The following is a 24,013-nucleotide window of genomic DNA, read 5'->3' as shown; positions in this document are numbered from 1 at the left end:
GCGACCCGGGGGTGGGGGTCGCGAAAACACAAATCTTGGTCCGACTCAGGCCGCGTTCTCGACGCTCAACGCCTGAGCCTGATCGACCCAGGCCCAAACACGGTTGGCCGCTTCGAGTTGCCCGGCGGCCACGAGCACACGCGCCAGCCCGTCCAGGGCTTGCGGGGCGTCGTTGCACAGGTCGCGGAAGCGGAATAGTTCGACGCTGAGGTCGCCACCAATCGACTGCATGTACGTATCTCCAATCCATCCCAGCCGGGGAGGGTGGCGGGTGGAGCAACTCCCCAGAAACGACTTCGCCTGATGGAGAATTTATTCTACTGATTCGGGCCAGGAAATCCAGTCAAACTCGGCGCTTCCGGCGAATTGTCGTAACCCCACCCCGAGAACCGGTTCCGTCGAGGATGGCGAAACTCCCTTCCGCCCGTACAGTGGTCCCAACGGACCCCGCATCGCCCCGGAGTGGGCCGGCCCGAAATGCCGATCACGCTCTCGCTCACCGGCCAGGCCGACGACGGCCCCGAACGGTTTAGCCGCGCCGAGGCCCGCGACTGGCTCGGGCGCGCGGCCGTCTGGTTCGAGCAGATCGGCGACACCGTCCTCGAAGCACCCGTCGTCCGCGACGCCGACGACAAACCTGTCGTCCTGGTGTCCTGCCATCCTGCGGTTCCGCCGGCCGAGATCCGGCTCGGTGCCAGCGGTCGGCTGCGGGTGTCAGCCCGCACCGACGCCGCGGGTCCCGGCTACCACGCCCACCTGTGCGGCCTACTCAAGCAGTTCGCCGCGGAGTTCAACGTCGGATGGGTGGCCGACGACGCGGACGACCCTACGGGCTTCTTCACCGACACGAACCGGCCGGCGTGCGAGCGGGCGTCCGACGCCTGGCTCGGAGCCGAGTGCAGTCGGGCACTCGCCGCGCGGCCGCCGGCGGCAATCGGACTACCGCCGAACCACGGCTTCCTGCACCCCGGTCCGGTGTTGACGCCGCTCGGCCCGCGCTCCCGCGCGTGGCTCGAAGCCGCGGCGTCGAACCCGAGTTCTGGCCGAGACGTGTTCGCGTGGTGGTCGCCGGGGACGGATGCCGCCTTCTACCGCAACCGCGCCCTGTGCCGGCTCTGGTGCGACTTCCCGTGGCGGCCGCCACTCACGGAGGCCGAGGGGGAGATGACCGACGGCATCGCCAACGACCTGGCCAGCGCCTACAAGCTCGACCCGGCGGGTGACCTGCCGTGGCGCGAGTGGCTGGAGGTGCTCGACGCGATCGAGAACGACGAGGAGGGGCACACGGTCAACCCGTCGGACCCGGAGTTGCGCGAGCGGGTGGCGCAGCGGGCGTTCGAGTTCGCCGCCGAGGGGCCGCCTATCGGCTACCGCCGAGGCCCGGTTCGGACCCCGGTCGGCTCCGGCTGGTCGATCGTCGTGCCCGGCGACTTCGCCCGCGAACTCGGCGACGACCGCACCTGGACCGGCTGGAACGCCACCCGCACGGTCTGGTTCCACGCGGTCGGCTACACCAAGCCCGACGGCACCCGCCCGACGCCGGAAGAATCCGTCGCGGTCGGCCGCCGCAGCCTGCCGGACGGCGACGCGGTCGCAGCCGTGAACTTGCCGGGGGTCCGCGGCGAGGCGGTGTTCGGCGAGACGACCGACGAGGGCGAGCGCCGCGTGTGGCGGCTCAGCGGCGTGACGGCGGCCGACGGCCAACTCGTGGTGTGTCACGTCTACAGTGAGACCGCCGCCGACCGCGACTGGGCCGTGGAGACGTGGCACAGCCTGAGGCACGACGGCTGACGCAGGGTTACGGGAAGAGGCCGCGCTTCAACTTCTCGGTGGCGACCTTCTGCACGCCGAGGCTCAGCGCCGCCAGCCGGTTCGACAGCTTCCGCTCGACCGCCTGCTTGCGGACGCGGGTGAAGGCCTGCATCATCAGCTTCCGCAGCTCGTGGTTCACGTCCTCCTCACTCCACATGAACTGCTGGATGTCCTGCACCCACTCGAAGTAGCTCACCGTAACACCGCCGGCGTTGCACAGCACGTCCGGGATGATGTAAATGTCCGACGCCGCCAACACGGCGTCCGCGTTCGGCGTCGTCGGCCCGTTCGCCCCCTCGGCCAGCACCCGGCAGCGGAGCTTTCCCGCCACGGTCTCCGTGACGACGCGCTCCATGGCCGCCGGCACCAGCACCGTGCACTCCGTCGTGAGCAGGTCGTCCGCCGCGATCTCGTCCGCGCCCGCGAAGCCGACCACCGTCCGGCGGGTGTTCGCCGGCGCGTTGACGTGCCTGGACAGGGCGGCGACGTCGATCCCCTTCGCGTTGCGGATCGCGCCGTAGCGGTCGCCGATCGCCACGACTTTCGTGCCGATCTTGTTCAGCTCCTCGCACGTCACCGAGCCGACGTTGCCGAAGCCCTGCACGACGGCGGTCGCGCCGACGGGGTCGATGTGGAGTTCGTCGAGGGCCGCGCGGACGCAGTATACCACGCCGCGGCCGGTGGCCTCGCGGCGGCCCATGCAGCCGCCGAGTTCCACCGGCTTGCCGGTCACCACCTCGGGGACCGCGTACCCGATCTTCATCGAATAGGTGTCCATGATCCACGCCATCGTCTGCTCGTCGGTGCCCACGTCCGGGGCCATCACGTCCACCCGCGGGCCGATGATGGACAGCACTTCCTCGGTGAACCGCCGGGTGACGCGCTCCTTCTCGCCGGCGCTCAGTGCCGCCGGGTCGCAGGTGATGCCGCCCTTGGCGCCGGCGAACGGCAGGTTCATGATGCCGCACTTCCAGCTCATCCACATGGCCAGCGCCGCGACTTCGCCCAGGTCCACGGACGGGGCGTAGCGAAGGCCGCCCTTGCTCGGGCCGCTGGTGAGCGAGTGCTGGACGCGGTAGCCCATGAAGATGCGGGTGGCGCCGTCGTCCATGCGGACCGGGAAGCCGGTGATGAGCGAGCGCTTGGGGACGGCCAGCCGGGCGGCGATGCCGGGGTCCAGGTCGATCGCCGCGGCGACGGCCCGGAGCTGTTCCGCGGCCATCCGGTACACCGGCGACGAGTCGTACAGGTTGTCGGAGGCCATGAGGCGGTCTCGGCGGAGAGGGGGGAATCCCCTCTATTCTACCGCCGGGGCCGACGCAACCCCGAGTCCGAGGAGGCCCACCCGCCTGCCGGGACGGGTGGGCCGGTTGACGTCGGCTACTCGACGACGTGTCCGAACTCCTCGCGGAACTTCTCCGGCGTGAGCTTCACCACCGCAGCCAGCTTCTGGAGCCGCTCGGGGTCGGAGAAGTCGGCCGGCTCCAGGCGGATCATGTAGCGGCGGGCACACTCGTAGTTCTCGGCGTCCACGTCCACCAGCCGCGGCCGCATCCGCTGCGTCTTCGGGTTGATCATGTCCTCGAACTTCAGCGGCACCAGCTTCCCCTCGAGGAAGCTGACGATCGCCCCGTACTTGTCCGCCTCCGGCGACAGCAGGAACTTCACCGCCCCGTACCCGAGGTTGCGGGTGTACTCGGCGTCGAACGGGATCGGGTCGGCGCAGCGCAGCTCGTACCCGAGGTCCTTGTCCACGATGGTCGTCTTGAGCCCCAGCACGTCGAGCCGCTTCGACAGCAGGGCTCGGACCATGCGGCCGAACTCGATCTCGCCGAGCCGGAGGTGGCCGAAGGCGTCGCGCTCGACGTTGCCGAACCGCCCCAGGTACTCGGCCAGTGCCTCGTCCTGCTCCTTCGTGCTCCGCCGCTTCAGCTCCGCGACGAGGGCCGCGGGCATCAGGTCCCACATGGCGGCGAGCAGGCCGGCCTCGCCGATCGACTCCAGCAGTCCCTCGGAAAGAATGGCCAGGCCGTACCCGCGGCCCTGGGCCTTCCGCTTGATCATGGAGCCGATCAGGATGTCGCACACGAGTTTGAGGGTGACCGGCTTGCCGCGGAACTCCTCGGCGATGATCGTGACCGTGGCGGCGGACGCCTTGCCGACGCCGAGCGCGAGGTGCCCCGCGGCGCGGCCCATGCACACGATCATGTACCACCGCGTCGTCGTCTTGGCGTCCTCGCGGACGTTGCTGGCCACCTGCACGCCGTAGTGCCGGGCCGTCTCGAACCCGAACGTCGGCACGCCCGGCGGCAGCGGCAGGTCGTTGTCGATCGTCTTCGGCACGTGCGCCACCTTGATGGCCCCGTTGCACTGCTTGTACACCTGGCTGCCGCCGAACGCCGTGTCGTCGCCGCCGACCGTGACCAGGTACTTTACGCCGAGCCCCTGGAGGGTGCTGATGACGCGGGCGAGGTCTTCCGGCTTCTTGGCCGGGTTCGTCCGGCTGGTGCCGAGGATGGAGCCGCCGCGGTGGTAGTACGGGGCCACGTCCGGGATGGTCAGCGGCCGGGCGGCGGAGGCGTCGCCGAGGACGAGGTTCTTGAACCCGTCGGTGAAGCCGATCACCTCCAGCCCCTGGTTGATGGCCTCGATGGTGACCGAGCTGATGACCCCGTTAATGCCGGGGGCCGGCCCCCCGCCGGTGACGATCGCCAACTTGCCGCGGCTCGACTCGGCCATGTGCTGCACCCTTCTCGACCCCCAACCGGGGTGGACGTTCGGTGTTCAGGATCGGAACTGCCGCAGTCGTTTCAAGGGGCCGCGCCGCGGGGTAAGATGAAGCCGTGAGCCACGCACACCACGTCATCCGCCTCCGCGGCGCCTGGACCGTCACCGCCGACGGCCCGCGGTTCCGGCACGCCCGCCCGTTCGGTTGGCCGGCGGCCCTCGACCCGCGCGAGCGCGTCTGGCTGGTCGTCGTCGGGGGCGGAGACGTCGCACTGAATGGAGTTCAACTCGTACCTCGTTCCGCCACCGGGGAGCAGTTCGAGGCGGACATCACGGCCCTCCTTCGACCACGAAATGAAATTCTTCTCACGCGCGACACGGCGGCCCAGTCGCTTGACGTGACGCTCGAGGTGCGGGACACGAATTCGGTTCCCGCCTGAGCGCCGTTGCGACCCCCGCCCGCATCGCCCGGAAATCAACCGGCCGTTCCCCACTCGACGGCGCCGTGAGCTACGATTTGCCCGGCGGTCGGTGACGCCACCGCCCGGTCGCCCCGTGTCAAGGACCGCGTTCGATGTCCAGTTGTCCGACGTGCCTGACGGCACTTCCCGACGGGGCCGCCGGCTGCGCCCGCTGTGGCGCATTCTCCCCGGGATCACCGCTGCTCGTCACCGTGGCACTCAGCCCCGGCGTCGCCTGCCTCGACTCCCGCTACCCGGCCGACTCGCGGCCGCCAGTCACCCCGGCCCCCGACCGCACACTGGCCCCTGCCACCGTACTCGTCAACACGAGCGGTGACGCGCGAGTCACTGTGACCCCGGCCCCCGCCGGGTCGCCCGACCGGCCGACGATCTTCGCGGTCCCTCCGCCGCCGCCGCCCGCGTTCGTCGTGAAGCTGCGGGTGATCCGCGGGCTTCGGATCGGGGCGGAATACCCCGTCTACCCGGGCCGGAACATCATCGGTCGGTTCGCGGACAAGCCGGTGGACGTTGATCTGACGGCGATCGAGCCCGACGGCCAGGTGTGGAGCTCGCGCCGCCACGCCTGCCTGACCCTTGACCGGTCAGTGCTCGTCGTCGAGGATTTAAACAGCCTGAACGGAACGTGGGTGAACGGCGCCCGCCTCCGCGCCGGCGGGGCGCTGCCGCTGAAGGCCGGCGACGTGATCCAGATCGGCGTCGCTCAACTCCGCGTGGACGTGGAAGCCGCCCCGCCGCCGGGCTGACCCGACCCGAAGGGGGGCACATGGTCTGCTTCACATCCCTTGTCACCCTCGCCCTCGTCGCACCACTTGCGTCCGCCTCCGACCCGCCACGCGTGGTGGTGTCGAAGGATGGAAAGGGTTTCGTGCGCACGCCCGGCGGCGAGGCGTTCCGTCCGTGGGGCTTCAACTACGACCACGACCCGACCGGCCGGCTGATCGAGGACTACTGGGCCGACGAGTGGGACCGCGTCGAGCGCGACTTCAAGTCGATGGCCGGGCTTGGCGCGAACGTGGTCCGCGTCCACCTCCAGTTCGGCCGGTTCATGACCGGCGCCGAGACGCCCGACGCCAGGAACCTGGAGCGCCTCGGCAAACTCCTCGACCTGGCGGCCCGCGAGCGGCTGTACCTCAACCTCACGGGGCTGGGCTGCTACCACAAGGCCGACGTGCCCGCGTGGTACGACCGGCTCGACGAGGCGGAGCGGTGGGCGGCGCAAGCCCGCTTCTGGACGGCCGTCGCGGGCCGGTGCAAGGGGCGGTCGGTGGTCTTCTGCTACGACCTGATGAACGAGCCGGTCGTGCCCGGCGGCCGGCGCGCGGCCGGCGACTGGCTCGGCCCGGCCTTCGGCGGCAAACACTTCGTGCAGTTCGTGTCGCTCGACCAGAAAGACCGCCCTCGGCCGGACGTGGCGCGGGCGTGGACTAAGCACCTGACCGCGGCCGTACGTGCAGCCGACCCCGACGCACTGGTGACGGTCGGCCTCGTGGACTGGAGCCTGGACCGCAAGGGACTGACATCGGGCTTCGTGCCGGCGCGGGTGGCGCCCGAACTCGACTTCGTGTCCGTCCATCTCTACCCGGAGGCGGGCAAGCTCGACGACGCGCTCAAGACTCTGGACGGCTTCGACGTCGGGAAGCCGGTCGTCGTCGAGGAGACGTTCCCGCTGCGGTGCTCGCCGGCGGAGCTGGGCCGGTTCGTCGAGCGCGCGGGCCCGCGGGCGGCCGGGTGGTTCGGGTTCTACTGGGGTCAGCCGCCGGCGGAGTTGCGGCGATCCCGCGAGATCAAGGACGCCCTGATACTGGGCTGGCTGGAACTGTTCGAGCGGGTGGCGAGAAGCAAGAAGTGACCAGGGCGTGTCGGGAGTGGCTGCCCCCGACACGCCGGACTAAGCCGCCGTCACTCGGACTGCGGCCCGCGGGGGCCGACGTCGAACCGGGCGGCGTGCAGCACCTCGCCCGTCGCGTCGTCCTGCACCAGCGCGATCACCTGTAGCTTGGCCATCTCCAGCGGCCGGGCCGAGGTCGGGAACGGGCGCTCGTTCGCCGCGAAGTCGTCCAGGTACTTCGACAGCTCGGCCCGCACCTGCGACACGTCCACGCTCACCGCCTGCTTGCCGGTCGCGGCCTTCAGCGCCGTCCCGGCCGCGCCGCCCGGCATCGCCCGGACCACGGCGTGGTGGAACCGGAGCTTGTTAGAGCCGACGTACTTTACCGTGTCCTCGACGAGCAGTAGCCGCAACTTCGGCTCACCGGCCGTCGGCACGCCGGCGTACTCGACGCCGATCTCGACCTTGTCGCCGGTGCGGGTCGCCTTGCCGGTCAGCTTCACCGACGTGCTCTCCTCCAGCAGCGGGTTGATGATGTTCGTGTACGCCCCGTACTTCGCCTCGGCGTTGGCCATGCCGCCGCCGCCGCCGGCCTTGGGCGTGCCGTTGAACAGCGTGCTCGGCGTGCCGCGGATGCCCTCGGGGAAGCGCTCGCGGTAGTAGTCCCACCGGGCGATGGTGCCCTTGTTCGTCAGCGGGTCGGGGCCGGGGATGTGCATGTGGTACTGGATCAGGACCAGGTCTTTCGAGCCGTAGCTCTTGCCGAGGGCGTCGAAGGCCACGTCCGCGGCCACGCACGGCGGGCACTGGGCGCCGGTGAAAAGTTCCATCACGACGGCGCGGTTCGCCTTCGAGTCCTTGCGGCCGGCGAAGGCGTCCGGCTTGAACGGCGGCACCGTCTTGTGGTACTCCTCGTCCAGCACCGTCTCCAGCTTGGCGATCTCGGCCTCGACGCCCTTGGCCTTGGCGGTCATGCCGGCGTTCTTCAGCGCCGTCTCGTACAGCTGCAACGTGGCGACGCGGTCGGCGGCGGGGGCGTCGGCCTTCATCGCCTTCACGACCGGCTCGATGGCCTTGACGCCCAGGTCGCCCACGTCGGTCCGCGGGGCCAGGATGTCGGCGAGCTGCCGCTCGGTGCCGTCGACGAACCGCTTGCCGTAGACCTCGCCCTGCTTACGGATCACGCCGACCAGCTTCTGCGCCTCACCGGCCGCGAGCTTCGTGGTCGGCACCCGCAGCAGGCCCATCGCGGCCTCCGCGCCGGCCACCGAGTCGGGGTGCTTGGCCACGACCTCGCGGAGGAGGACGGGCATCTTCTCGGTGACCTCCTGCCGGGCGTCAGCGAGTTGCTTCAGAAGCTCCTTCTTGACCGCGGGGTCCTTCTCCTGCTGGAGCTTGATCTGGATCGGGAACGCCTTCTGCTGCAGTTCGCCGACCGCCTTGTAGGCGGCCGCGGCCGGGCCGCCGCCGGTGGTGGCGCGGGTGAACTCGGTCGCGTCGGTGGCGGTCAGCTTCATCCGCGTCGGCCGCAGGTCGGCGCCGCCGCTGCCGACCACGGTCTTGCCGTCCGCGCCCGGGGTGCCGACGAACCGCGACGGCACGAACTGGAACTTCTGACCGTTCGGCTGGGTGACGAACTGCTGGACGGTGAACGTGACGCTCTTGTCCGTGGCGGTGTACCCGCTCACCTTCATGTCCGTCCCCTTGGGGGCGTACAGGACGGAGGCGGTCTGCTTGCCGTCGGTCGTTTCGAGCTTGAGGATGCAGCTCGGGGAGTCGCCCAACGGGGTGACGCCGCTGAGGAGGTAGTTGCCGTCCGGCGGCGGCGCGGCGGAGGTGATTGCGGCCGCGACCAGAGTCACGGCGGCTGCCGTCACGGTTCGAAACATGGTGGGCACCTCGGGGGGACGGAACCCCGCGACCCGGTGAGAGAGTACCGGGGGCAAAGTTGACCTGCGGGGTGATGTATTGGTAGGCCACTGGCACGAAGTTGCCAGTGGTGAAGGTGAGGAAGCAGGCCCACCGGTGAAACCGGTGGGCGAAGCGAGTTTTAGTACGCCCGTGCGAAGACCACACGCCGCGGCGACGGCTTGCCGGTAAACACGCACGTCCCCGGCTCGCCGGCGTCGCCGAACGGTAGGCAGCGCACGGTTGCCTTGTACTCCTTCTGCACCAGGTCTTCGACCTCGCGGCTGCCGTCGTAGTGGGCGAGCACGAACTTCAGCCCCGAGCCGCCCTCGTCGTCCTTCTCCATCGGGAACAGCGCCTTGAACTCGTCGAGCGTGTTCGCCGTCACCGTGTTCGCGTCGCGGAACGCCTTCGCCTTCTCGAACAGCTTCACCTGGATGTCGCGGAGCAGGGCGTCGATGTGCGCCGCGGCACCAGTCAGCGGCACGCCGAACTGCTTCCCCTCCTTGCCGGGCACGTCACGGCGGGCGACGGCGCACGCCGCCTTCTCGATGTCCTTCGGCCCGATCTCGACGCGCACCGGAACGCCCCGCAGTTCGTGCTCGGCGTAGCGGAAGCCGGGCTGCTTGTCGAACATGGTGTCGATCTTCACCGCGATCGGCTCGTAGCCGTAGAAGTCGTCGCGGGGCAGGGCACGCAACTCGGCGGCCAGCGTCTCCGCGGCGGCGATGCTCGGGCCGCGCTCGGCGTCGTTTCGGCCCAGCGGCACGATCACCACGTGGGTCGGCGCCAGCCGCGGCGGGCAGACCAGGCCGTTGTCGTCGGAGTGGGTCATGATGAGCCCGCCGATCAGGCGCGTGCTGACGCCCCAACTCGTGGCCCAGGCGTGCTCCTCCTTGTTGGCCGCGTCCTTGAACGTCACGTCGAACGCCTTGGCGAAGTTCTGCCCGAGGAAGTGCGAGGTGCCGGCCTGGAGCGCCTTGCCGTCCTGCATCATCGCCTCGATGCACAGCGTGTACACGGCCCCGGGGAACTTCTGGGCGTCCGTCTTGGGGCCGACCAGCACCGGCATCGCCATCCACTCCTCGGCGAAGCGGCGGTAGACGTCCACCATGCGGTGCGTCTCCTCCTCGGCCTCCTTCGCGGTGGCGTGGGCGGTGTGCCCCTCCTGCCACAGGAACTCGGCAGTACGGAGGAACAGCCGGGTGCGCATCTCCCAGCGGACGACGTTGGCCCACTGGTTGATGAGCAGCGGCAGGTCGCGGTAGCTCTGAATCCACTCCTTGTAGGTGCGCCAGATGATCGTCTCCGAGGTGGGCCGGATCACCAGGATCTCGTCGTCGCCGAGCGCGGCCTTGGGGTCGGGCATGAGCCCCTTGCCGTCCGGCTTGGCGACGAGCCGGTGGTGCGTGACGACGGCGCACTCCTTGGCGAAGCCCTCGACGTGCTCGGCCTCCTTCTCCAGGTAGCGCTTGGGAATGAACAGCGGGAAGTAGGCGTTGACGTGGCCGGTGTCCTTGAACAGGCGGTCGAGGGCGCGCTGCATCTTCTCCCACAGGGCGTACCCGGTCGGCTTGATGACCATGCACCCGCGCACGTCCGAATTGTCGGCGAGGCCGGCCTTCTGGACCACGTCCAGGTACCAGCGGGGGTAGTCTTTCGCGCGGGGGGTGATGGCGTCGGCCATGAGCGGGCATCCTGAACGAACGGTTGAAGGGTGCTGTTATAGAAGCCGTCGCGCCGCGCGGGTCGTGGCAGGCACTGGGGCGAAATCCGATCCCGGCTTGACTAGTGAACAGGCGTTCCGTATGATTCTCCCTGAGGTGTCGGGTGGGGTTCAAGCCTGAGTTCGTCGCGGCCCGGACCGCGCAACAAGAGTGGCCGGTCAACCCCGCCTCGACCCGTGGGTCCCAACGCGAGCCGCGCGGTACGCCTCCTTCAGGAGGTGCCGGGGGGCGCCGGTCGTCCGGGCGACTGGCCGCAGGGTCGAACCTGCAAACCCCCTGGCTAACGAGTGCGGCCCGGAGGGCGCGTCTGTGCCGAAACCCGACACCCCGCCGCCGGCGGCCGTTGCACCGCGTTCCCGCGCGGCCGCCGGCCGCCGGTTGGCGTTCGCCCGGGAGCCGACGATGGTTCCCTCTCGACAGCAACGCCTGCTCCCGGTATCGGGTCGGTTCCGCGTTCTGGGGTTACGCTAATGGACCGCCGCGCCGCGATCGGGTTCGCCTGCGGGCTGCTGCTCCTGAGCGGCTGCGTCCACAGCGGCACGTTCTCCGTCGAGAAGCTGCTCGGCTGGGAAGACCCGGCCACGGCGAACACGCTTCCGGTGTCCCTGCCGACCTCCGAGCGCGTGGACTCTCTTGGCCGGCGCATCATGGCGCAGAACCCGTTCAGCGGCCTGGAGCCGCTCTTTCACGTCGTGTGGGTCCGCGAGTCGGTCCTGTTCCACCGCGGCACATCCGAGGTGTTCATCAGCGCGGGCCTCGTCGAGACGTGCAAGACGGAGCCTGAGTTGGCCGCGGTGCTGTGTTCCGAACTCGGCAAGATGTCGGCCGAGAAGCGCCGCGCTTCGCAGTTCGGCAAGGACCGCGAGGGCATCTCCAGCGTCACGCTGCCGGACGCGACCACGTTCGACCCGTCGTTGGCGGCGGAGGTGGGGCACAAGGAGGCGGTGGGTACGAAGCGGTTCACGCCCGCCGAGTTGAACGCCGAGGCGGTGGCCCGCGACCTGCTCCGCGGCACCGGTTTCGACCCGGCCGAGTTGGACAAGGTGCAGCCGTTGTTGCGGCAGTCGCAGCGCGGTGATGACATTCGCAAGCAGATGGCTGGCAGCGCCGCGGCCCCGAAGTGGGAGCGATAATCGCGGCGTAACTCTTGCCGCCGGGCCGAGCGCGGGTACTTTGTAAAGAACCTTTACGAAGTCCCAGCTCCCCACTCCCCGGGTGCGGCTATGGCGCGGTGGTCACGTCTCGGGCTGGTCGCGGCAGTCGCGGTCGGCCTCGGCTTCGTCCCGGCCTGCGGCAAGAAGGACACGGCCGCGAAGCCGAAGGTCGGCATCATCACCAACTGCGTGGACCCGTTCTGGGACCTGTGCGAGGCCGGGGCCAACAAGGCGGCCAAGGACTTCGACGTGGAACTGGTGTTCAACCAGCCCAAGTCCGGCGACGGCGACATCCAGAAGCCGGTCATCGACGCCTGGGTCAGCCAGGGCTTCAGCGGCATCGGCGTGAGCGTCATCAAGCCCAAGGAGCAGACTGACGACCTGAAGCTAGTCGCCAAGAAGTCGGTGCTGGTGACGATGGACAACGACGCCCCGGACTCGGGCCGCGTTTGCTACGTCGGCGTGGACAACAAGGAGGCCGGGCGGGCGGTCGGCCGACTTGTCAAGAAGGCGCTGCCGAACGGCGGCACCGTCGCCCTGTTCATCGGCAGCGTGACCTCGGCGAACGGGCAGGCCCGGCCGGCGGGTGTGCTGGAAGAACTGGCGACGCCCGACAAGAACGGCTTGGCAGGCAGGCACCCGTCGCGGCCGGAGCTGAGCGGGAAGTTCTACGGCAACTACTTCCTGGTCGACGGCGAGCCGAAGATCGACGACATGGTGAAGGAGAAGGCCGCGAGCAACGCCCAGGCGATGCTGAGCCGGCTGGACGGCGTGCCGGACGTGTGCATGGTCGGGCTGTACGCCTACAACCCGCCGTCGATCCTGGAAGCCGTCCGCTCCAAGAACCTCGTCGGCAAAGTCAAGATCGTCGGGTTCGACGAGAACCAGGAGACGCTGAAGGCCATCGCCGACGGGCACATCGAGGGGACTGTGGTGCAAGACCCCTACAACTACGGCTACAAGACCGTGGAGGTGCTGGCGGCCGAGGCCCGCGGCGACAAGACGAAGCGCGTGGCCGGGTCGGCCCCGTACCAGGTCATCACCCGCGACGGCGGGCCGGACCAGACCATCAACAGCCTCCACATCAAGTTCCCGAAGGCGGGCGACTACCTGACCGCCATGCGGGAGCAACTCGCCAGCGTGAAGCGGTAGTTGATCGAGGCGAGCCGGGGGCGTCAGCCCCCGGATTCTTGCTCCAGCCACCCCGGAATCCCGGGGCTGACGCCGCCGGCTCGCCGGCTACCTTCGCGCCAATGACCACCCCCCGCGTCACCGCCGCCGCCGTCTCGAAGCGCTTCCCAGGCGTCGTCGCACTGGACCGTGTGTCACTGACGCTCGCGCCCGGCGAGGTGCTCGCAGTCGTCGGCGAGAACGGCGCCGGCAAGTCTACGCTGATGAAGATTCTGGCCGGCGTCTACCAGCCGGACGAGGGCGCGGTCGAACTCGACGGCCGCCCCGTCCGCTTCGCCGGCCCCGCGGAGGCGACCGCGGCCGGCGTCGTGTTGATCCACCAGGAACTCAACCTCGCCGAGAATCTGACCGTCGCCGACAACCTGTTCCTGGGCCGTGAGGTCACCGCCGGCGGCAAGTTGCTCGTCCTCAACAACCGCGTCATGACCGAGCGCGCGGCAGCACTCCTCGCCCGCGTCGGCCTCCCCGCCGACCGCGTGACCCGGCGCGTCGAGACGCTGCCGCCGGGCGAGAAGCAACTGGTGGAGATCGCGCGGGCGCTCGGCACCGCGGTCCGCGTCCTCATCATGGACGAGCCAACGTCGAGCCTCACGCAGCGCGAGACGGAACGGCTGTACGAGGTGATCGACGCCCTCCGCCGCGACGGCGTCTCGGTCCTGTACATCTCGCACCGGCTGGCCGAGGTGAAGCGCTGCGCCGACCGCGTGACGGTGCTGCGGGACGGAAAGAACGCCGGCGAGCTGGCGAGGGCCGACGTGACGCACGACAACATGGTCCGGCTCATGGTGGGCCGCGACATGAAGTCGTTCTACCCGAAGGTTCATCGCTCCGGCACCGGCGGCAAGCCAGTGTTGTCCTTGGCCGGGCTCCGATACCGGAATGGCCCCGACACCCCGGTGTCACTCGACGTCCGCGCCGGCGAAATCCTCGGCATGGCGGGGCTGGTCGGGGCCGGCCGCACGGAGCTGGCCGAGGCGGTGTTCGGCGTCCGCCAGCTCGCCGCCGGCTCGCTCACGCTCGACGGCCGACCGCTGACGGTGAAGTCGCCCGCCGACGCGATCCGAGCGGGCGTCTTCCTCGTGCCCGAGGATCGCCGGCTACACGGACTCGTGACCGCCGAGTCGGTCGGGTTCAACCTCAGCCTGCCGAACCTGGACCGGCTCCGCTCGCGCTTCGGCCTGCACCGTCGTGCCGAGGCCGCACTGCACGCCACGTGGATCGAGAAGCTGCGCGTCAAGACGCCGTCCGCGGCGCAGACCGTCGGCCTGCTCTCCGGCGGCAACCAGCAGAAGGTCGTGTACGGCAAGTGGCTCGCGCGCGGCCCGCGCGTGCTGGTCCTCGACGAGCCGACCCGCGGCGTGGACGTCGGGGCGAAGGCCGAGATTTACGCCCTGGTCGACGAGCTGGCCGGCCGCGGCGTCGCGGTGTGGATGATCACCAGCGACATGGAAGAACTCCTCGGCATGTCTGACCGCGTGGTCGTGATGCACGAGGGGCATTTGGCCGGCGAGCTGGCCGGGGCGGCGGTGACCGAAGAAGCCGTGATGCGGCTGGCCACGGGGGGGGAAGCCGGATGATGCGCATCCTCGGGGTGCTCGGCCTGCTCGCGGCCCTCTACGCGGGGCTCGTCGGCACGTACGTCGACAACGCCCCCGGGTTCGAGCCGGCGTCGCGGACGCAGGAGCGGATTCAGGGCAACCTCATCGACGTGGCCAGTATCCAGGGCCGCTACGGCGTCATCACGCTCGGCGCGGCCCTGGTCATCATCACCGGCGGCATCGACCTGTCGATCGGCGCCGTGGTCGGCTTCTCGGCGGTGCTGTTCGGCGTGCTGACGGAGCGCGGCGTGCACCCGTTCGTGGCGCTGCCGCTGGTCGTGGCCTGCGGCGGGTTCGTGGGCTGGGTGAACGGGCTGCTCATCACCCGGCTGAAGCTCCAGCCGTTCCTCGTGACGCTGTGCGGCATGTTCGTCTACCGCGGCGCGGCACGGCTCCTCGCGGGCACGGTCAGCCGCACGGCCACGGTCGAGGCGCAGCCCGACTTCGCGGGGTCGCTTCAGTTCTTGCGGTACGTCCTGGTCGGGAAAGACTCGACGGGCGAGTTGCAGTTCCCGGCGCAGTTCGTGGTGCTGCTGGTGCTCGCGGCGGTGGTCGGCTTCTTTCTCCACCGCTCGGCTTATGGCCGCTACTGGTTCGCGATCGGGCACAACGAGCTGGCCGCGAAGTACGCCGGGGTGAACGTGGACCGGCAGCGGGCGTGGGTGTACGTGGTGTGCTCGGCGCTGGCGGGGCTCGCGGGCGTGCTGCTGTTCCTCGATTCGGCTTACGTACAGGCCGACAGCGGCGGGCAGTACCTGGAACTGTACGCGATCCTCGGCGCCGTCCTCGGCGGGTGCAGCCTCCGCGGCGGCGAGGGGACCGCGGTCGGCATGGTGCTCGGGGCGATGGTGCTGCCGGTGCTCGAAAACCTCGTCACCATCCGCGGGCTCAAGAGCGACCTGATCCCAACCGTAATCGGGTTGACGCTCCTGGCCGGCACCATCCTCGACGAATTCATCCGGCGTCGACAGCGGGCCAGACACTGACGACGAAAAAGCCCACCGGCCGCGGCCGGTGGGCTTGGGGCATTATCACTTCGGCCTCACGCCGCCTTCGCGGCGGCGGCCCAGAGCATGTAAGCAACGCGCTCGCGTAGCTGCGACCGCCGGCGGCGGTGCTGGTACACGTCGCGGTACGTGTAGTACAGCGCGGCGATGGCGAGGCAGGCCAGGTCACAGACGATCAGGTGGAGCATGGTCAGGAGCCCGGTTGCGGGCGACGCGGAAAGATGCTCCAACCTAGAACGGGGTGCTGACCGGTCAACCGGATGCGGCCGGAAATGTGACGCCCTCCGGCGCCCGATTTCTCGGCGCAGTCAGCCGGCAACCGCCTCCAGCTCGCCGCGGAGGCCTGTCAGTCCCTCGCTACCGAGGCGGACGAGCCTGCCACCGACCTCGACTTCGAACAAGTCGTCGAGCGGCTGGTAGTGGAGGATGTGGACCGTCGCTCCGGGCGTGAGCCCGAGATCGCTCCAGTGTCGAAGGCGGGCCGGGTTGTCGTCCTGGGCCTCGCGAATGACCACGCGGGCGCCCTCGCGGAACTCCGACAGTCGCAGGAGCTCGCGCCGCCGCAACTCGCCCGTACTCGACGGGATGGGGTGGCCGTGCGGGTCCTCCAGCGGCTCGCCGAGGTAGTCGGCCAGTGCCTGCTCGAGCCGCGGCGAGATGGCGTGCTCCAGCGCCTCCGCTTCGGCGTCCACCTCGCTCCAGTCGAGCTTGAGTACCTGAGTGAGGAACAGCTCGACGAGCCGGTGCCGGCGGATCACGCGGAGGGCTTCGGACAGCCCGGTGGGCGTGAGTCGCGCACCGGACTTCGGCGTGTAGTCGATCCACCCGGCGTCGGCGAGCCGCTTCAGCATCCCGGTGACGGACGGCGCCTTGACGACGAGCGCGGCGGCGATCTTGGCCGGCGGCACGAAGTCGTCGCCGCCACCGAGCTGGTGGATGGCCTTGAGGTAGTCCTGCACCGCCTGCGACGGCTGGTCGGGCATGCCGGCTCCGGCACCGGGGGGAGATGGTTCCCGCCATCCTATCGGGGCGGGGGCGCGGCCGCCGCGGGAAGTTCGTGAATCTCGTCAGGCGGCGGCGGCACGGCCGCCGGCGGCGGCGAGCAGGTACGCGGCGGCGCGGTCGCACGCCCCGGGCCGGGCCTCGCGGGAGGTCAGTTCGCGGAGCCGGCCCACGACCTCCGACCGCGCGGCCTCGTCGTTCAACCAGCGGAGGACCGGTGCCGCGACGGGCGTCGGGTCGTCGGAGTCGGTGGCGTTTTCGGGGTACAGTTCTTCGCCGGCCAGCAGGTTTACGAGGCTCATCCACCGCACCTTGACCAGCTTCAGCACCAGCTTCCGCGTCCAGCGGCCCATCCGGTATACGACCACGGAGGGGACGTGGCGGGCCATCAGCTCCAGACTCACCGAGCCGGACACGGCGACGCACGCGGTCGCCATCGAAATCACTTCCGGCGTCCGGCCGACCAGCACCTCGACGGGAAGGCTCAGGCCCGCGAACGCGGCGCGGCACACGTCGGCGTGTCGGTCGTTGAATGCCGCGACGCGGAACCGCGCGTCCGGCCTCTCGGCAGCGACGCGCCGAGCCGTACCGACGAGCAGGCGAAGATTCGCGGTCACTTCCTGGTCGCGGGAGCCGGGGAGGAGGCCGACGATTGGCCCGACGCCGGATCGTTCGGCAGCCACGTACGCCGCGTCGGGCTGCTGGGCGGCCAGTTCGTCGAAGTACGGGTGGCCGACGAAGTGGGTGGCGACCCCGCGACTGCGGTACCACTCATCTTCGAACGGCAGCACGGTCAGGACGCCGGCGCACCAGCGGCGAATCTTCTCGACGCGGCCGCTCCGCCACGCCCACACCTGCGGCGGCATGAAGTAGTAGACGGGGATGCCGGCGGCGTGCGCCCGCTTCGCCAGCGGCAGGTTGAAGCCGGAGCAGTCGATGATGACGACCGCGTCCGGCCGGTCGGCGGCCCAACTCCGTTGCGCCAGCCGGGCGGCGCGGAAGAACGTCCGCAGGTGCTTCAGCACGCGGACGAAGCCCATGACCGCGTGCTTCGCCAGGGGGTACAGGACGGTCGCGCCGGCCGCGGCCATCCGCGGGCCGCCAAGGCCGGTGACGCGAACCGCGGGGTTGTGACGGGCGAGAGCGCGAACGAGGTTCGCGCCGTGCAGGTCGCCGCTCGGCTCGCCGGCGGAAAGAAACAGGTGCATGGCGTCCGTGCCGCTGGACAGTTTCGAGTTCAGAGTTTAGAGTTCGGAGGCGGCCTCGTGCAACCCTGAACTCGAACCGGCTACCGCGTCGGGATGGGTGACACCCCCGACTCGCGCTTGCCGGTGGGCAGGGCGGTCGGCTCGGCGACGCGGCGGTAGCCGAGGGAGCGCATCACCTCGAGCACCTCGCTCCACGTCGGGAACGGGCGGCGGTTCTCGCGCTTGTACCGGTCCATGGCCTTCATGAACTCGGTTTCCTCGTCGTTGTAGTCGCGCTCACAGGTGGTCGGGTCGATGAGCCGGCGGCGTTCGCTGGCCGCGCGCTTGGCGGCCGCGTTGGCGGCGCGGCGGTCCTTCGCGACCGGGATGTTGCGCTTGCGGCGGTCGTTCGGGAAGTTGTCGCCCTCGGCCGACGACGCAGCGGCAGCCACGGGGGCCGGCGTGACGTTCAGGTTGGACATTGGTGCTGTGCCTCGCAGCCGGTTAGGGGGGTGGCTGAGGGGCCAGGCTTACCATCCGGAAGGGTGCGTCCTGCGCCGGTCTTCGGGGATGGACGGGTCACTCTCAGCCTACCCGACGTGAGGGGTGTGTCAACCGATTTTCAGCCCCGGCCCCAATCCGGCGGTGAAAAATCGGTGCCGGTTGTGCCGGCTGCTCAAAACGCGTGCTATGGGGGAACTTCACCGCCCGCGCCAGCGGCCCAGCGCCACGTTGGCCAGAAGCAGGACGCCGATGAGGATGTACTGCATCTCGACCGGCACGTTGAACAGGCTGACACCGTTCTTGATGAGCCCCAGGATGGTGACCCCGAGCATCGCCCCGACGACCGTGCCCCGCCCGCCGGCCAGGCTCGCCCCGCCGATGACCACGGCGGTAATCACGTCCAACTCCAGTTGCTCCCCGAGGGTCGGGTTGCCGCTGTTACTGTGGGCGAACATCAGGACGCCGGCCCACCCGGTAAGTAGACCGCTGAGTACGTAGACCGCGAGTTTGGTGCGCCGCACGTCCACGCCGCACAGCCGGGCCGTCGCCTCGTTCGACCCCACGGCGTACAGGTGTCGGCCGAACACCGTGAGGTGCAGGAGCACGGCCACCCCGACGGCGAGCACCAGAAGCGACCACAGCCCGGGGTTCAGCGCCGAGGTCTTCCCGAGCGAAACCACCCACTCGGGGGTGACGCCGCCGGGGAAGGCCAGCGTGGTCCGCTCGGCGAGCCACACGGCTACACCGCGGGCGACGCCGAACATGCCGAGTGTGGCGACGAACGGCGGTAGGTCGAGTCGGGTGACGAGGAGTCCGTTCGCAAGCCCGCACAACCCGCCTGAGAGGATGCCGGCCGCGACCGCCGTGAGGCTCGCTTCGACGCCGCTGCCGGACGACGCCAGTACGGCGGTGTACACGCGCATCGTCACGACCGTGACCAGCGCGACGACCGCGCCGACCGACAGATCGATGCCGCCGCTGATGAGTACGAGGAGCATCCCGAGCGCGACCACGGCCGGAATGGTCCCCTCGTGCAGTAGCACCTCGAGGTTGCCGACGCTGAGAAACGTCTTGAGCCCGCCTTGCGAGCCGATGAGGACGGCGAACAGGAGGAACACGCCGACAAACCCGGCCCACGGGCCGGCGGGGAGCGCGAGGCGCTTCGAGGCTGCGTCAGACATGGTGGGCGGGGGTTGAAGGTTTGTCCGCGCCGGTCGCCGCGGCGATGACGGCTTCCGGTGTCCAATCCGCGACCGGCCGCGCCGGCCCGAGGGTGCCGCGGGCCATCACCGCGATGCGGTCGCACACGCCGAACAACTCGGGGAGGTAGCTGCTGACCACGAGCACGGCCTTGCCCGCGGCGGCGAGTTCGCCGATGAGCCGATAGATGTCGGCTTTGCTGCCCACGTCCACTCCTCGGGTCGGCTCGTCGAGGAGGAACACGTCCGCGTCCTGGTGGAGCAACCGGCCGAGTGCGACCTTCTGCTGATTGCCGCCACTCAGTTCGGCGGCCGGCTGCTCGGCGTCACGGTACTTCACACCCAGACGGGTGAGTTGAGCCGAAGCCGCGGCGCGGATGCGGGCGGGGGACAGGAAGCCGTGGCGGGCGAGCGGTGCGAAGCGGCTCAGGGTGAGATTGTCGGCGAGGCTGCGGGACAGCGCCAGGCCTTCCTCCTTGCGGTCTTCACTCAGCAGCCCGAGCCCCTGCCGGATGCGCTGTGTCGGCGTCGCAGTTCCGCCGGTGAAGGCTTGCACCTTGACCGACCCCTCGCGGACCGGGGCGAGGCCGTACACGGCGCGCAGCAGTTCCGTGCGGCCCGAGCCCACGAGCCCGGCGAGACCGAGGATCTCGCCGCGGCGCAGCGTTAAACTCGCCGAGCGGGGCAGGGGAGAGCCAGCGACGCCGTTCAGTTCCAGAATGACTTCGCCGGCGGCGTGCGGCACGCGCGGGTACTGCTCGTCCACGGCCCGACCGACCATCAGTTCGACGAGCCGCGGCCGGGTCACGTCCGTCACGCGGCCGGTGCCCACGGCCGAGCCATCGCGGAGAACCGTATAACGGTCCGCGACCGCCTCGATCTCTTCGAGGAAGTGGCTGATGTACACCACCGTCACGCCGCGGCCTTTGAGGCGGGCGACGAGCTCGAACAGCCGTTGCGCGTCCTCCTGGGTCAGGGCGCTGGTCGGCTCGTCGAGCACAAGCAGCTTCACGTCGGTGAGCAGGGCACGGGCGATTTCCACAACCTGCCGCGCGGCGGGGGACAACGACTCGACTGAGGCCGCGGGGTCGATCTCGGGGTGGCCCAGTTCGGCGAGGGCCGCCCGCACCCGGTCGCGGTCGGCGGTCTTCCGCAGGAACCCGGCACTCGTCGATTCGAGCCCGAGCAGCACGTTCGCTTCGACCGACAGGTGCGGGCAGACGGCAAGTTCCTGATAAATCATGGCGACGCCGCGCCGCCGGGCGGCCTGTGGCCCCGCGGGCCGGTACGGCATGCCGTCCAACGCCATCGTGCCGGCGTCGGGCGGCTCGGCGCCGCTCAACACCTTCATGAGCGTGGACTTGCCGGCGCCGTTCTCGCCGACAAGGGCGTGAACCTCTCCCGCGGCCAACTCCAGATCGACGCCGCGGAGCGCGTGCGTCGGCCCGTAGCTCTTGCGGACGCCCGTCATGCGGAGGCGCGGGGCGGTCACGGCGTCGCCCCCCGCTTCGGGAAGTGCGGCGGGTTCATCACGCGCCGGGCCTGCAACTCCGGGTCGAACAGCCCGCGGATCGCCTCGCTCTCGACGTTGTCGCGGGTCACGACGTACTCGCCGGTGCTCAGGTCCATCTGCGTCCGGCCCGCGTTTACGTCCTCGCCGAGCCGGTGGCGGACGGCGCACCACGTGGACAGGTATCCCATCCGGTACGGGTCCTGGAGCACGCTGCCGACCACGTCGCCGCTGGCGATGGAGTGCAGCAACGGCTTGCTTGCGTCGAAGCCCATCACCAGGACCTTACCGTTCAGGATCTGGGAGCGGAGCACGTCCACGAGGCCGCTCGCGGACGACTCGTTCGGCGCGAACACGCCGTCCACCTGGTCGCGGAACTGGAACACGAGCGGGCCGGCCTCGCGCATCGCCGAGTCGCGCGTCGAGCCGGCGTAGCGGTCGGTCGAGAGCCACACCGCGTTCGGGCACAGCCGCTTCGCGGTGTCCTCGAACCCCTTCTCGCGCTGCTCCGTACTCTCGGAGCCGACCGCGTATCGGAACAGGATCAGCTTCGGCGTCGTCTTCCCACGTTTCTTCAACTCGCCGATCAAATGCTCGGCCGCGAGGCACCCGCCGCGGTAGTTGTCGGTGGCGACGTACTTCACGAAGTGGTCGGGGTCGGCGAGCCCGGAGTCGATGACGACGACCGGGAGCCCCGCGTCGGCGGCCCGGCGGACGCACGCCGTCATGGTGCGGCTGTGCTGCGGGGCGAGCACGATGCCGTCGGCCCCGGTGGCGACGCGCCGATCGACGATCCGAATCTGCTCCATCGCGTCGCGCTCGCGGAGCGGGCCGTCGAAGATGATGCGGACGCGGCGTCCTTCAGACGCCAGCAGGTCGGAGGCACACCGCTCCGCTCCGCGGCGGACGGACTGCCAGTGTTCGTGCGTCATCCCCTTGGGAATGACGACGATGACCAGCTCGTCCGCGTCGCGTCCGCAGCCGGCGGACAGGGCGGTGGCGAGCAGCAGGAGGATGCGCAGGCCGCGAAACATGCCGCGAGTCCGGGGGGAGGGCCGGGCCGTTGGGCGAAAGGTAAGGGCGTCGGCAGCGCGGGTCAAGTTGCCGGGGCGGAATTCCCGATACAACCCCGATGACCGGCCAACCGCGCCGGCACCCCGGGAGGCCGACGCCGATGCCGAACGGCCACCCCATCAACCTGATCCGCGTCTTCGACTTCTACCTGGCTCTGATGTTCGTCATCAGTCTGGTCCGGCGGTGGGAAGTGTACTGGGACGCGATCCGCATCATCTTCGTCGTCCGCGGCCGCTGGCCCCGGCTGATGAGCCGGCTGGCCGAGCACGGCAGTATGCTGCTGAACTGGGAGTTCTTCCGCCCCGCGATGCTGGCCTTCGGCCTGACGCTGATCCAGATGATCTGCTCGCGGGTGATCTGGCCAGACGCCGACCTGAGCGGCGGACAGTTGCGGGAGGAGTTGCTCTGGTTCGCGGTCGTCGTCGCCGCGGTGGTCCCGATGCTGGCCGTCGATCTCTACTTCGTCGTCAGCGTCGGCCGGTTCGACCACTCGGAAACGGTGAAGTACTTGGACCAGGCCGAGACGTGGCTCGGGTGGCGCGGCCCGCTGGTGAAGATCGCCACGCTCGGGCTTGTGAACCCGTCGCAGATGGTGGACGCCGAAGTCCGCAAGAGCATGACCGAGTTCGGGGCGACGGCCCGCTCGTCGCTGTGGTGGGTGTCGGCGCAAATCGGGTGCCGGGTGCTGTTCGGGCTCGCCCTGTGGGCGGCGTGGGCGGCCCGTCTCGGGAGCTTCGGATGACCGACGCCGACGCCGCGAACCGGGTGTGGCAGCACGGCATGCACGAGGAGCAGCTGTTCCACAACCGGCTGAACTACTTCTCGTTCCTCGAAACCGGCCTGCTGTCGCTGTGCGCCATCCTGTTCAACAAGGAACCGTCGCTCACGCTGTTCGTGCCGCTCACCGTCGTAGGGCTACTGTTCACGCTGTTGTGGCTGCTCATCCAGACGCGGCACTGGGCGTACTGCCAGCACGTCCACCGCCGCGCCCGCGAGCTGGTCCCCGACTACCGCGACACCCTCGCCGGCTGGGCCGGCCCCGGCCGCAGCGACGGGTGGTCGATCTCCCGGCCGCTGGCGCTGGCCGTGCCGCTGCTGTTCGCCTTCACCTGGGTCGGCTTCCTGGCGTGGCTGCTGCTGCGGACCGACAACCCCGCGACCGACGCACACATCACCCCCGAACGCGCCGCGATCCTGGCGCTGACGCTGGTGCTCGGGTGGGTGGTGATCCGCTTGCGCCGGGCCGAGCGGCGGTTGAAGGAAGTGCGGGCCGCGGTCAACTCGCCGGCCGCTCCTCGAAGCGCAGGTGCTTGACCGACTCGCCCCGGTCCCGCAACTCGACCAGCGCGTCAATGCCGATGTCGAGGTGTGCCCGCACGAACTGGGCGGTCACGGCCGCGTCGCTGCGGGAGGTCTTGACCCCCTCCGGCGTCATCGGGTTGTCCGAGACGAGTAGCAGCGCCCCCTTCGGGATGTGGTTCGCAAAGCCGACCACGAACACCGTCGCCGTCTCCATGTCGATCGCCGACGCGCGGATGTCGGTGAGGTATTGTTTGAACTTGTCGTCGTGCTCCCAGACGCGGCGGTTCGTGGTGTAGACGGTGCCCGTCCAGTAATCGAGGTCGCGCTTCACGATCGCCGCCGACACCGCGGCTTGCAGGCGGAACGACGGCAGCGCCGGAATCTCGGGCGGCATGTAGTCGTTGCTCGTCCCCTCGCCGCGGATCGCCGCGATCGGCAGGATGAACTCGCCGACCCTCGTCTTTTTCAGCCCGCCGCACTTCCCCAGTAAAAGTACCGCCCGCGGCTCCACGGCCGCGAGCAGGTCCATCACGGTGGCCGCCATCGCGCTCCCCATCCCGAAGTTGACGATGGTGAGGTTCTCGGCCGTGGCCGATTGCATCGGCCGGTCGCGGCCGACGACCTTGACGCCGAACCGCTCGGCGAACAGGTCGAGGTAGTTGGTGAAGTTGGTGAGGAGCACGTACTTGCCGAACTGCTCGACCGGCCGGCCGGTGTAGCGAGGCAGCCAGTCGGCGACGATCTCGGCCTTCGTCTTCATGCAACGGCTCCCGGTGGGGTGCGGGTATTGTGCCGGCCGAC

Annotated in this window: 23 protein-coding genes; 10 read left to right on the top strand and 13 right to left on the bottom strand. The window is 69.7% G+C overall.

Annotated features, from left to right (window positions below; all coding sequences use genetic code 11):
* Positions 1-45 precede the first annotated feature (45 nt).
* Positions 46-231: a hypothetical protein gene (locus ETAA1_RS16605; RefSeq protein WP_145240354.1), complete on the bottom strand. Its 186-nt coding sequence runs from the start codon at positions 229-231 to the stop codon at positions 46-48.
* 246 nt (positions 232-477) lie between these two features.
* Here ETAA1_RS16605 and ETAA1_RS16600 point away from each other — a divergent pair, with 246 nt between their 5' ends.
* Positions 478-1,791 (top strand): hypothetical protein, encoded by a 1,314-nt coding sequence (locus tag ETAA1_RS16600; protein WP_145240352.1) that lies wholly within the window; start codon positions 478-480, stop codon positions 1,789-1,791.
* Between the two features lie 7 nt (positions 1,792-1,798).
* Here ETAA1_RS16600 and ETAA1_RS16595 read toward each other — a convergent pair whose 3' ends face one another.
* Together ETAA1_RS16595 and pfp are read right to left on the bottom strand one after the other, a co-directional pair.
* Positions 1,799-3,076 carry a Glu/Leu/Phe/Val family dehydrogenase gene (locus ETAA1_RS16595; RefSeq protein WP_145240350.1) on the bottom strand — a complete coding sequence of 426 codons (1,278 nt, stop codon included), beginning with the start codon at positions 3,074-3,076 and terminating at the stop codon, positions 1,799-1,801.
* 116 nt (positions 3,077-3,192) lie between these two features.
* The gene (gene pfp, locus ETAA1_RS16590) at positions 3,193-4,551 is read right to left on the bottom strand and encodes a diphosphate--fructose-6-phosphate 1-phosphotransferase (RefSeq protein ID WP_145240348.1); all 1,359 of its coding nucleotides are present in this window, start codon (positions 4,549-4,551) and stop codon (positions 3,193-3,195) included.
* Positions 4,552-4,655: 104 nt separating this feature from the next.
* Here pfp and ETAA1_RS16585 point away from each other — a divergent pair, with 104 nt between their 5' ends.
* The 3 genes from ETAA1_RS16585 to ETAA1_RS16575 all read left to right on the top strand — a co-directional run bounded on the left by ETAA1_RS16585 (position 4,656) and on the right by ETAA1_RS16575 (position 6,870).
* A complete protein-coding gene (locus ETAA1_RS16585) occupies positions 4,656-4,979 on the top strand; it encodes a hypothetical protein (protein WP_145240346.1) in 324 nt (107 codons plus the stop codon).
* 134 nt (positions 4,980-5,113) lie between these two features.
* Positions 5,114-5,764 carry an FHA domain-containing protein gene (locus tag ETAA1_RS16580; RefSeq protein WP_145240344.1) on the top strand — a complete coding sequence of 217 codons (651 nt, stop codon included), beginning with the start codon at positions 5,114-5,116 and terminating at the stop codon, positions 5,762-5,764.
* A gap of 20 nt (positions 5,765-5,784) precedes the next feature.
* Positions 5,785-6,870 carry a cellulase family glycosylhydrolase gene (locus tag ETAA1_RS16575; RefSeq protein WP_145240342.1) on the top strand — a complete coding sequence of 362 codons (1,086 nt, stop codon included), beginning with the start codon at positions 5,785-5,787 and terminating at the stop codon, positions 6,868-6,870.
* A 50-nt stretch (positions 6,871-6,920) separates the two neighbouring features.
* Here ETAA1_RS16575 and ETAA1_RS16570 read toward each other — a convergent pair whose 3' ends face one another.
* Positions 6,921-8,738, bottom strand: coding sequence for a hypothetical protein (locus tag ETAA1_RS16570; RefSeq protein ID WP_145240340.1), 1,818 nt, complete (start codon positions 8,736-8,738; stop codon positions 6,921-6,923).
* Between the two features lie 161 nt (positions 8,739-8,899).
* Positions 8,900-10,444, bottom strand: a complete 1,545-nt coding sequence (gene proS, locus ETAA1_RS16565; protein ID WP_145240338.1) for a proline--tRNA ligase — start codon at positions 10,442-10,444, stop codon at positions 8,900-8,902.
* 510 nt (positions 10,445-10,954) lie between these two features.
* On the opposite strand from proS, the gene ETAA1_RS16560 reads away from it, so the two are divergent.
* The 4 genes from ETAA1_RS16560 (at position 10,955) to ETAA1_RS16545 (ending at position 15,413) form a co-directional block, all read left to right on the top strand.
* Positions 10,955-11,617 (top strand): hypothetical protein, encoded by a 663-nt coding sequence (locus ETAA1_RS16560; RefSeq protein ID WP_145240337.1) that lies wholly within the window; start codon positions 10,955-10,957, stop codon positions 11,615-11,617.
* A 90-nt stretch (positions 11,618-11,707) separates the two neighbouring features.
* Positions 11,708-12,790 (top strand): substrate-binding domain-containing protein, encoded by a 1,083-nt coding sequence (locus ETAA1_RS16555; RefSeq protein WP_145240335.1) that lies wholly within the window; start codon positions 11,708-11,710, stop codon positions 12,788-12,790.
* Between the two features lie 101 nt (positions 12,791-12,891).
* Positions 12,892-14,406, top strand: coding sequence for a sugar ABC transporter ATP-binding protein (locus ETAA1_RS16550; RefSeq protein WP_145240333.1), 1,515 nt, complete (start codon positions 12,892-12,894; stop codon positions 14,404-14,406).
* Complete coding sequence (locus ETAA1_RS16545; protein WP_145240331.1) at positions 14,403-15,413, top strand: ABC transporter permease; 1,011 nt, start codon at positions 14,403-14,405, stop codon at positions 15,411-15,413. The genes ETAA1_RS16550 and ETAA1_RS16545 overlap by 4 nt, the downstream gene beginning before the upstream one ends.
* Before the next feature lie 56 nt (positions 15,414-15,469).
* Here ETAA1_RS16545 and ETAA1_RS32045 read toward each other — a convergent pair whose 3' ends face one another.
* From ETAA1_RS32045 to ETAA1_RS16515, 7 genes are all read right to left on the bottom strand, one after another.
* Positions 15,470-15,622 carry a hypothetical protein gene (locus tag ETAA1_RS32045; RefSeq protein ID WP_202920178.1) on the bottom strand — a complete coding sequence of 51 codons (153 nt, stop codon included), beginning with the start codon at positions 15,620-15,622 and terminating at the stop codon, positions 15,470-15,472.
* Between the two features lie 120 nt (positions 15,623-15,742).
* Positions 15,743-16,417: a metal-dependent transcriptional regulator gene (locus ETAA1_RS16540; protein WP_145240329.1), complete on the bottom strand. Its 675-nt coding sequence runs from the start codon at positions 16,415-16,417 to the stop codon at positions 15,743-15,745.
* Between the two features lie 84 nt (positions 16,418-16,501).
* Positions 16,502-17,644: a lipid-A-disaccharide synthase gene (gene lpxB / locus ETAA1_RS16535; protein WP_145240327.1), complete on the bottom strand. Its 1,143-nt coding sequence runs from the start codon at positions 17,642-17,644 to the stop codon at positions 16,502-16,504.
* 80 nt (positions 17,645-17,724) lie between these two features.
* A complete protein-coding gene (locus tag ETAA1_RS16530) occupies positions 17,725-18,105 on the bottom strand; it encodes a hypothetical protein (RefSeq protein WP_145240325.1) in 381 nt (126 codons plus the stop codon).
* Between the two features lie 219 nt (positions 18,106-18,324).
* Positions 18,325-19,308 carry an ABC transporter permease gene (locus ETAA1_RS16525; RefSeq protein WP_145240323.1) on the bottom strand — a complete coding sequence of 328 codons (984 nt, stop codon included), beginning with the start codon at positions 19,306-19,308 and terminating at the stop codon, positions 18,325-18,327.
* Positions 19,301-20,797: a sugar ABC transporter ATP-binding protein gene (locus ETAA1_RS16520; protein WP_202920962.1), complete on the bottom strand. Its 1,497-nt coding sequence runs from the start codon at positions 20,795-20,797 to the stop codon at positions 19,301-19,303. Before ETAA1_RS16520 ends, ETAA1_RS16525 begins: the two co-directional genes overlap by 8 nt.
* 17 nt (positions 20,798-20,814) lie before the next feature.
* Positions 20,815-21,870 (bottom strand): ABC transporter substrate-binding protein, encoded by a 1,056-nt coding sequence (locus ETAA1_RS16515; protein ID WP_145240319.1) that lies wholly within the window; start codon positions 21,868-21,870, stop codon positions 20,815-20,817.
* Positions 21,871-21,968: 98 nt separating this feature from the next.
* Here ETAA1_RS16515 and ETAA1_RS16510 point away from each other — a divergent pair, with 98 nt between their 5' ends.
* Both ETAA1_RS16510 and ETAA1_RS16505 read left to right on the top strand, forming a co-directional pair.
* The gene (locus tag ETAA1_RS16510; RefSeq protein WP_145240317.1) at positions 21,969-22,652 is read left to right on the top strand and encodes a hypothetical protein; all 684 of its coding nucleotides are present in this window, start codon (positions 21,969-21,971) and stop codon (positions 22,650-22,652) included.
* Positions 22,649-23,224: a RipA family octameric membrane protein gene (locus ETAA1_RS16505; protein ID WP_145240316.1), complete on the top strand. Its 576-nt coding sequence runs from the start codon at positions 22,649-22,651 to the stop codon at positions 23,222-23,224. Before ETAA1_RS16510 ends, ETAA1_RS16505 begins: the two co-directional genes overlap by 4 nt.
* Here ETAA1_RS16505 and ETAA1_RS16500 read toward each other — a convergent pair.
* Complete coding sequence (locus ETAA1_RS16500; protein WP_145240314.1) at positions 23,187-23,972, bottom strand: AMP nucleosidase; 786 nt, start codon at positions 23,970-23,972, stop codon at positions 23,187-23,189. The two genes, ETAA1_RS16505 and ETAA1_RS16500, sit on opposite strands and share 38 nt — an antisense overlap.
* Between the last annotated feature and the right edge of the window lie 41 nt (positions 23,973-24,013).

This window comes from Urbifossiella limnaea, from assembly GCF_007747215.1.
GTDB lineage: Bacteria > Planctomycetota > Planctomycetia > Gemmatales > Gemmataceae > Urbifossiella > Urbifossiella limnaea.
Note: the sequence above shows the minus strand (reverse complement) of the source record. Positions and strands in the feature narration are given on the sequence as shown.

Bases quoted from the DNA above. Each gene is read 5' to 3' on its own strand.
- ETAA1_RS16570 (WP_145240340.1), bottom strand. From the start codon at position 8,738: ATGTTTCGAACCGTGACGGCAGCCGCCGTGACTCTGGTCGCGGCCGCA.
- ETAA1_RS16560 (WP_145240337.1), top strand. From the start codon at position 10,955: ATGGACCGCCGCGCCGCGATCGGGTTCGCCTGCGGGCTGCTGCTCCTG.
- ETAA1_RS32045 (WP_202920178.1), bottom strand. From the start codon at position 15,622: ATGCTCCACCTGATCGTCTGTGACCTGGCCTGCCTCGCCATCGCCGCG.
- ETAA1_RS16580 (WP_145240344.1), top strand. From the start codon at position 5,114: ATGTCCAGTTGTCCGACGTGCCTGACGGCACTTCCCGACGGGGCCGCC.
- proS (WP_145240338.1), bottom strand. From the start codon at position 10,444: ATGGCCGACGCCATCACCCCCCGCGCGAAAGACTACCCCCGCTGGTAC.
- ETAA1_RS16595 (WP_145240350.1), bottom strand. From the start codon at position 3,076: ATGGCCTCCGACAACCTGTACGACTCGTCGCCGGTGTACCGGATGGCC.
- ETAA1_RS16605 (WP_145240354.1), bottom strand. From the start codon at position 231: ATGCAGTCGATTGGTGGCGACCTCAGCGTCGAACTATTCCGCTTCCGC.
- ETAA1_RS16600 (WP_145240352.1), top strand. From the start codon at position 478: ATGCCGATCACGCTCTCGCTCACCGGCCAGGCCGACGACGGCCCCGAA.
- ETAA1_RS16575 (WP_145240342.1), top strand. From the start codon at position 5,785: ATGGTCTGCTTCACATCCCTTGTCACCCTCGCCCTCGTCGCACCACTT.
- ETAA1_RS16540 (WP_145240329.1), bottom strand. From the start codon at position 16,417: ATGCCCGACCAGCCGTCGCAGGCGGTGCAGGACTACCTCAAGGCCATC.
- ETAA1_RS16515 (WP_145240319.1), bottom strand. From the start codon at position 21,870: ATGTTTCGCGGCCTGCGCATCCTCCTGCTGCTCGCCACCGCCCTGTCC.
- ETAA1_RS16520 (WP_202920962.1), bottom strand. From the start codon at position 20,797: ATGACGGGCGTCCGCAAGAGCTACGGGCCGACGCACGCGCTCCGCGGC.
- lpxB (WP_145240327.1), bottom strand. From the start codon at position 17,644: ATGCACCTGTTTCTTTCCGCCGGCGAGCCGAGCGGCGACCTGCACGGC.
- ETAA1_RS16545 (WP_145240331.1), top strand. From the start codon at position 14,403: ATGATGCGCATCCTCGGGGTGCTCGGCCTGCTCGCGGCCCTCTACGCG.
- ETAA1_RS16510 (WP_145240317.1), top strand. From the start codon at position 21,969: ATGACCGGCCAACCGCGCCGGCACCCCGGGAGGCCGACGCCGATGCCG.
- ETAA1_RS16550 (WP_145240333.1), top strand. From the start codon at position 12,892: ATGACCACCCCCCGCGTCACCGCCGCCGCCGTCTCGAAGCGCTTCCCA.
- ETAA1_RS16505 (WP_145240316.1), top strand. From the start codon at position 22,649: ATGACCGACGCCGACGCCGCGAACCGGGTGTGGCAGCACGGCATGCAC.
- ETAA1_RS16555 (WP_145240335.1), top strand. From the start codon at position 11,708: ATGGCGCGGTGGTCACGTCTCGGGCTGGTCGCGGCAGTCGCGGTCGGC.
- ETAA1_RS16500 (WP_145240314.1), bottom strand. From the start codon at position 23,972: ATGAAGACGAAGGCCGAGATCGTCGCCGACTGGCTGCCTCGCTACACC.
- ETAA1_RS16525 (WP_145240323.1), bottom strand. From the start codon at position 19,308: ATGTCTGACGCAGCCTCGAAGCGCCTCGCGCTCCCCGCCGGCCCGTGG.
- ETAA1_RS16530 (WP_145240325.1), bottom strand. From the start codon at position 18,105: ATGTCCAACCTGAACGTCACGCCGGCCCCCGTGGCTGCCGCTGCGTCG.
- pfp (WP_145240348.1), bottom strand. From the start codon at position 4,551: ATGGCCGAGTCGAGCCGCGGCAAGTTGGCGATCGTCACCGGCGGGGGG.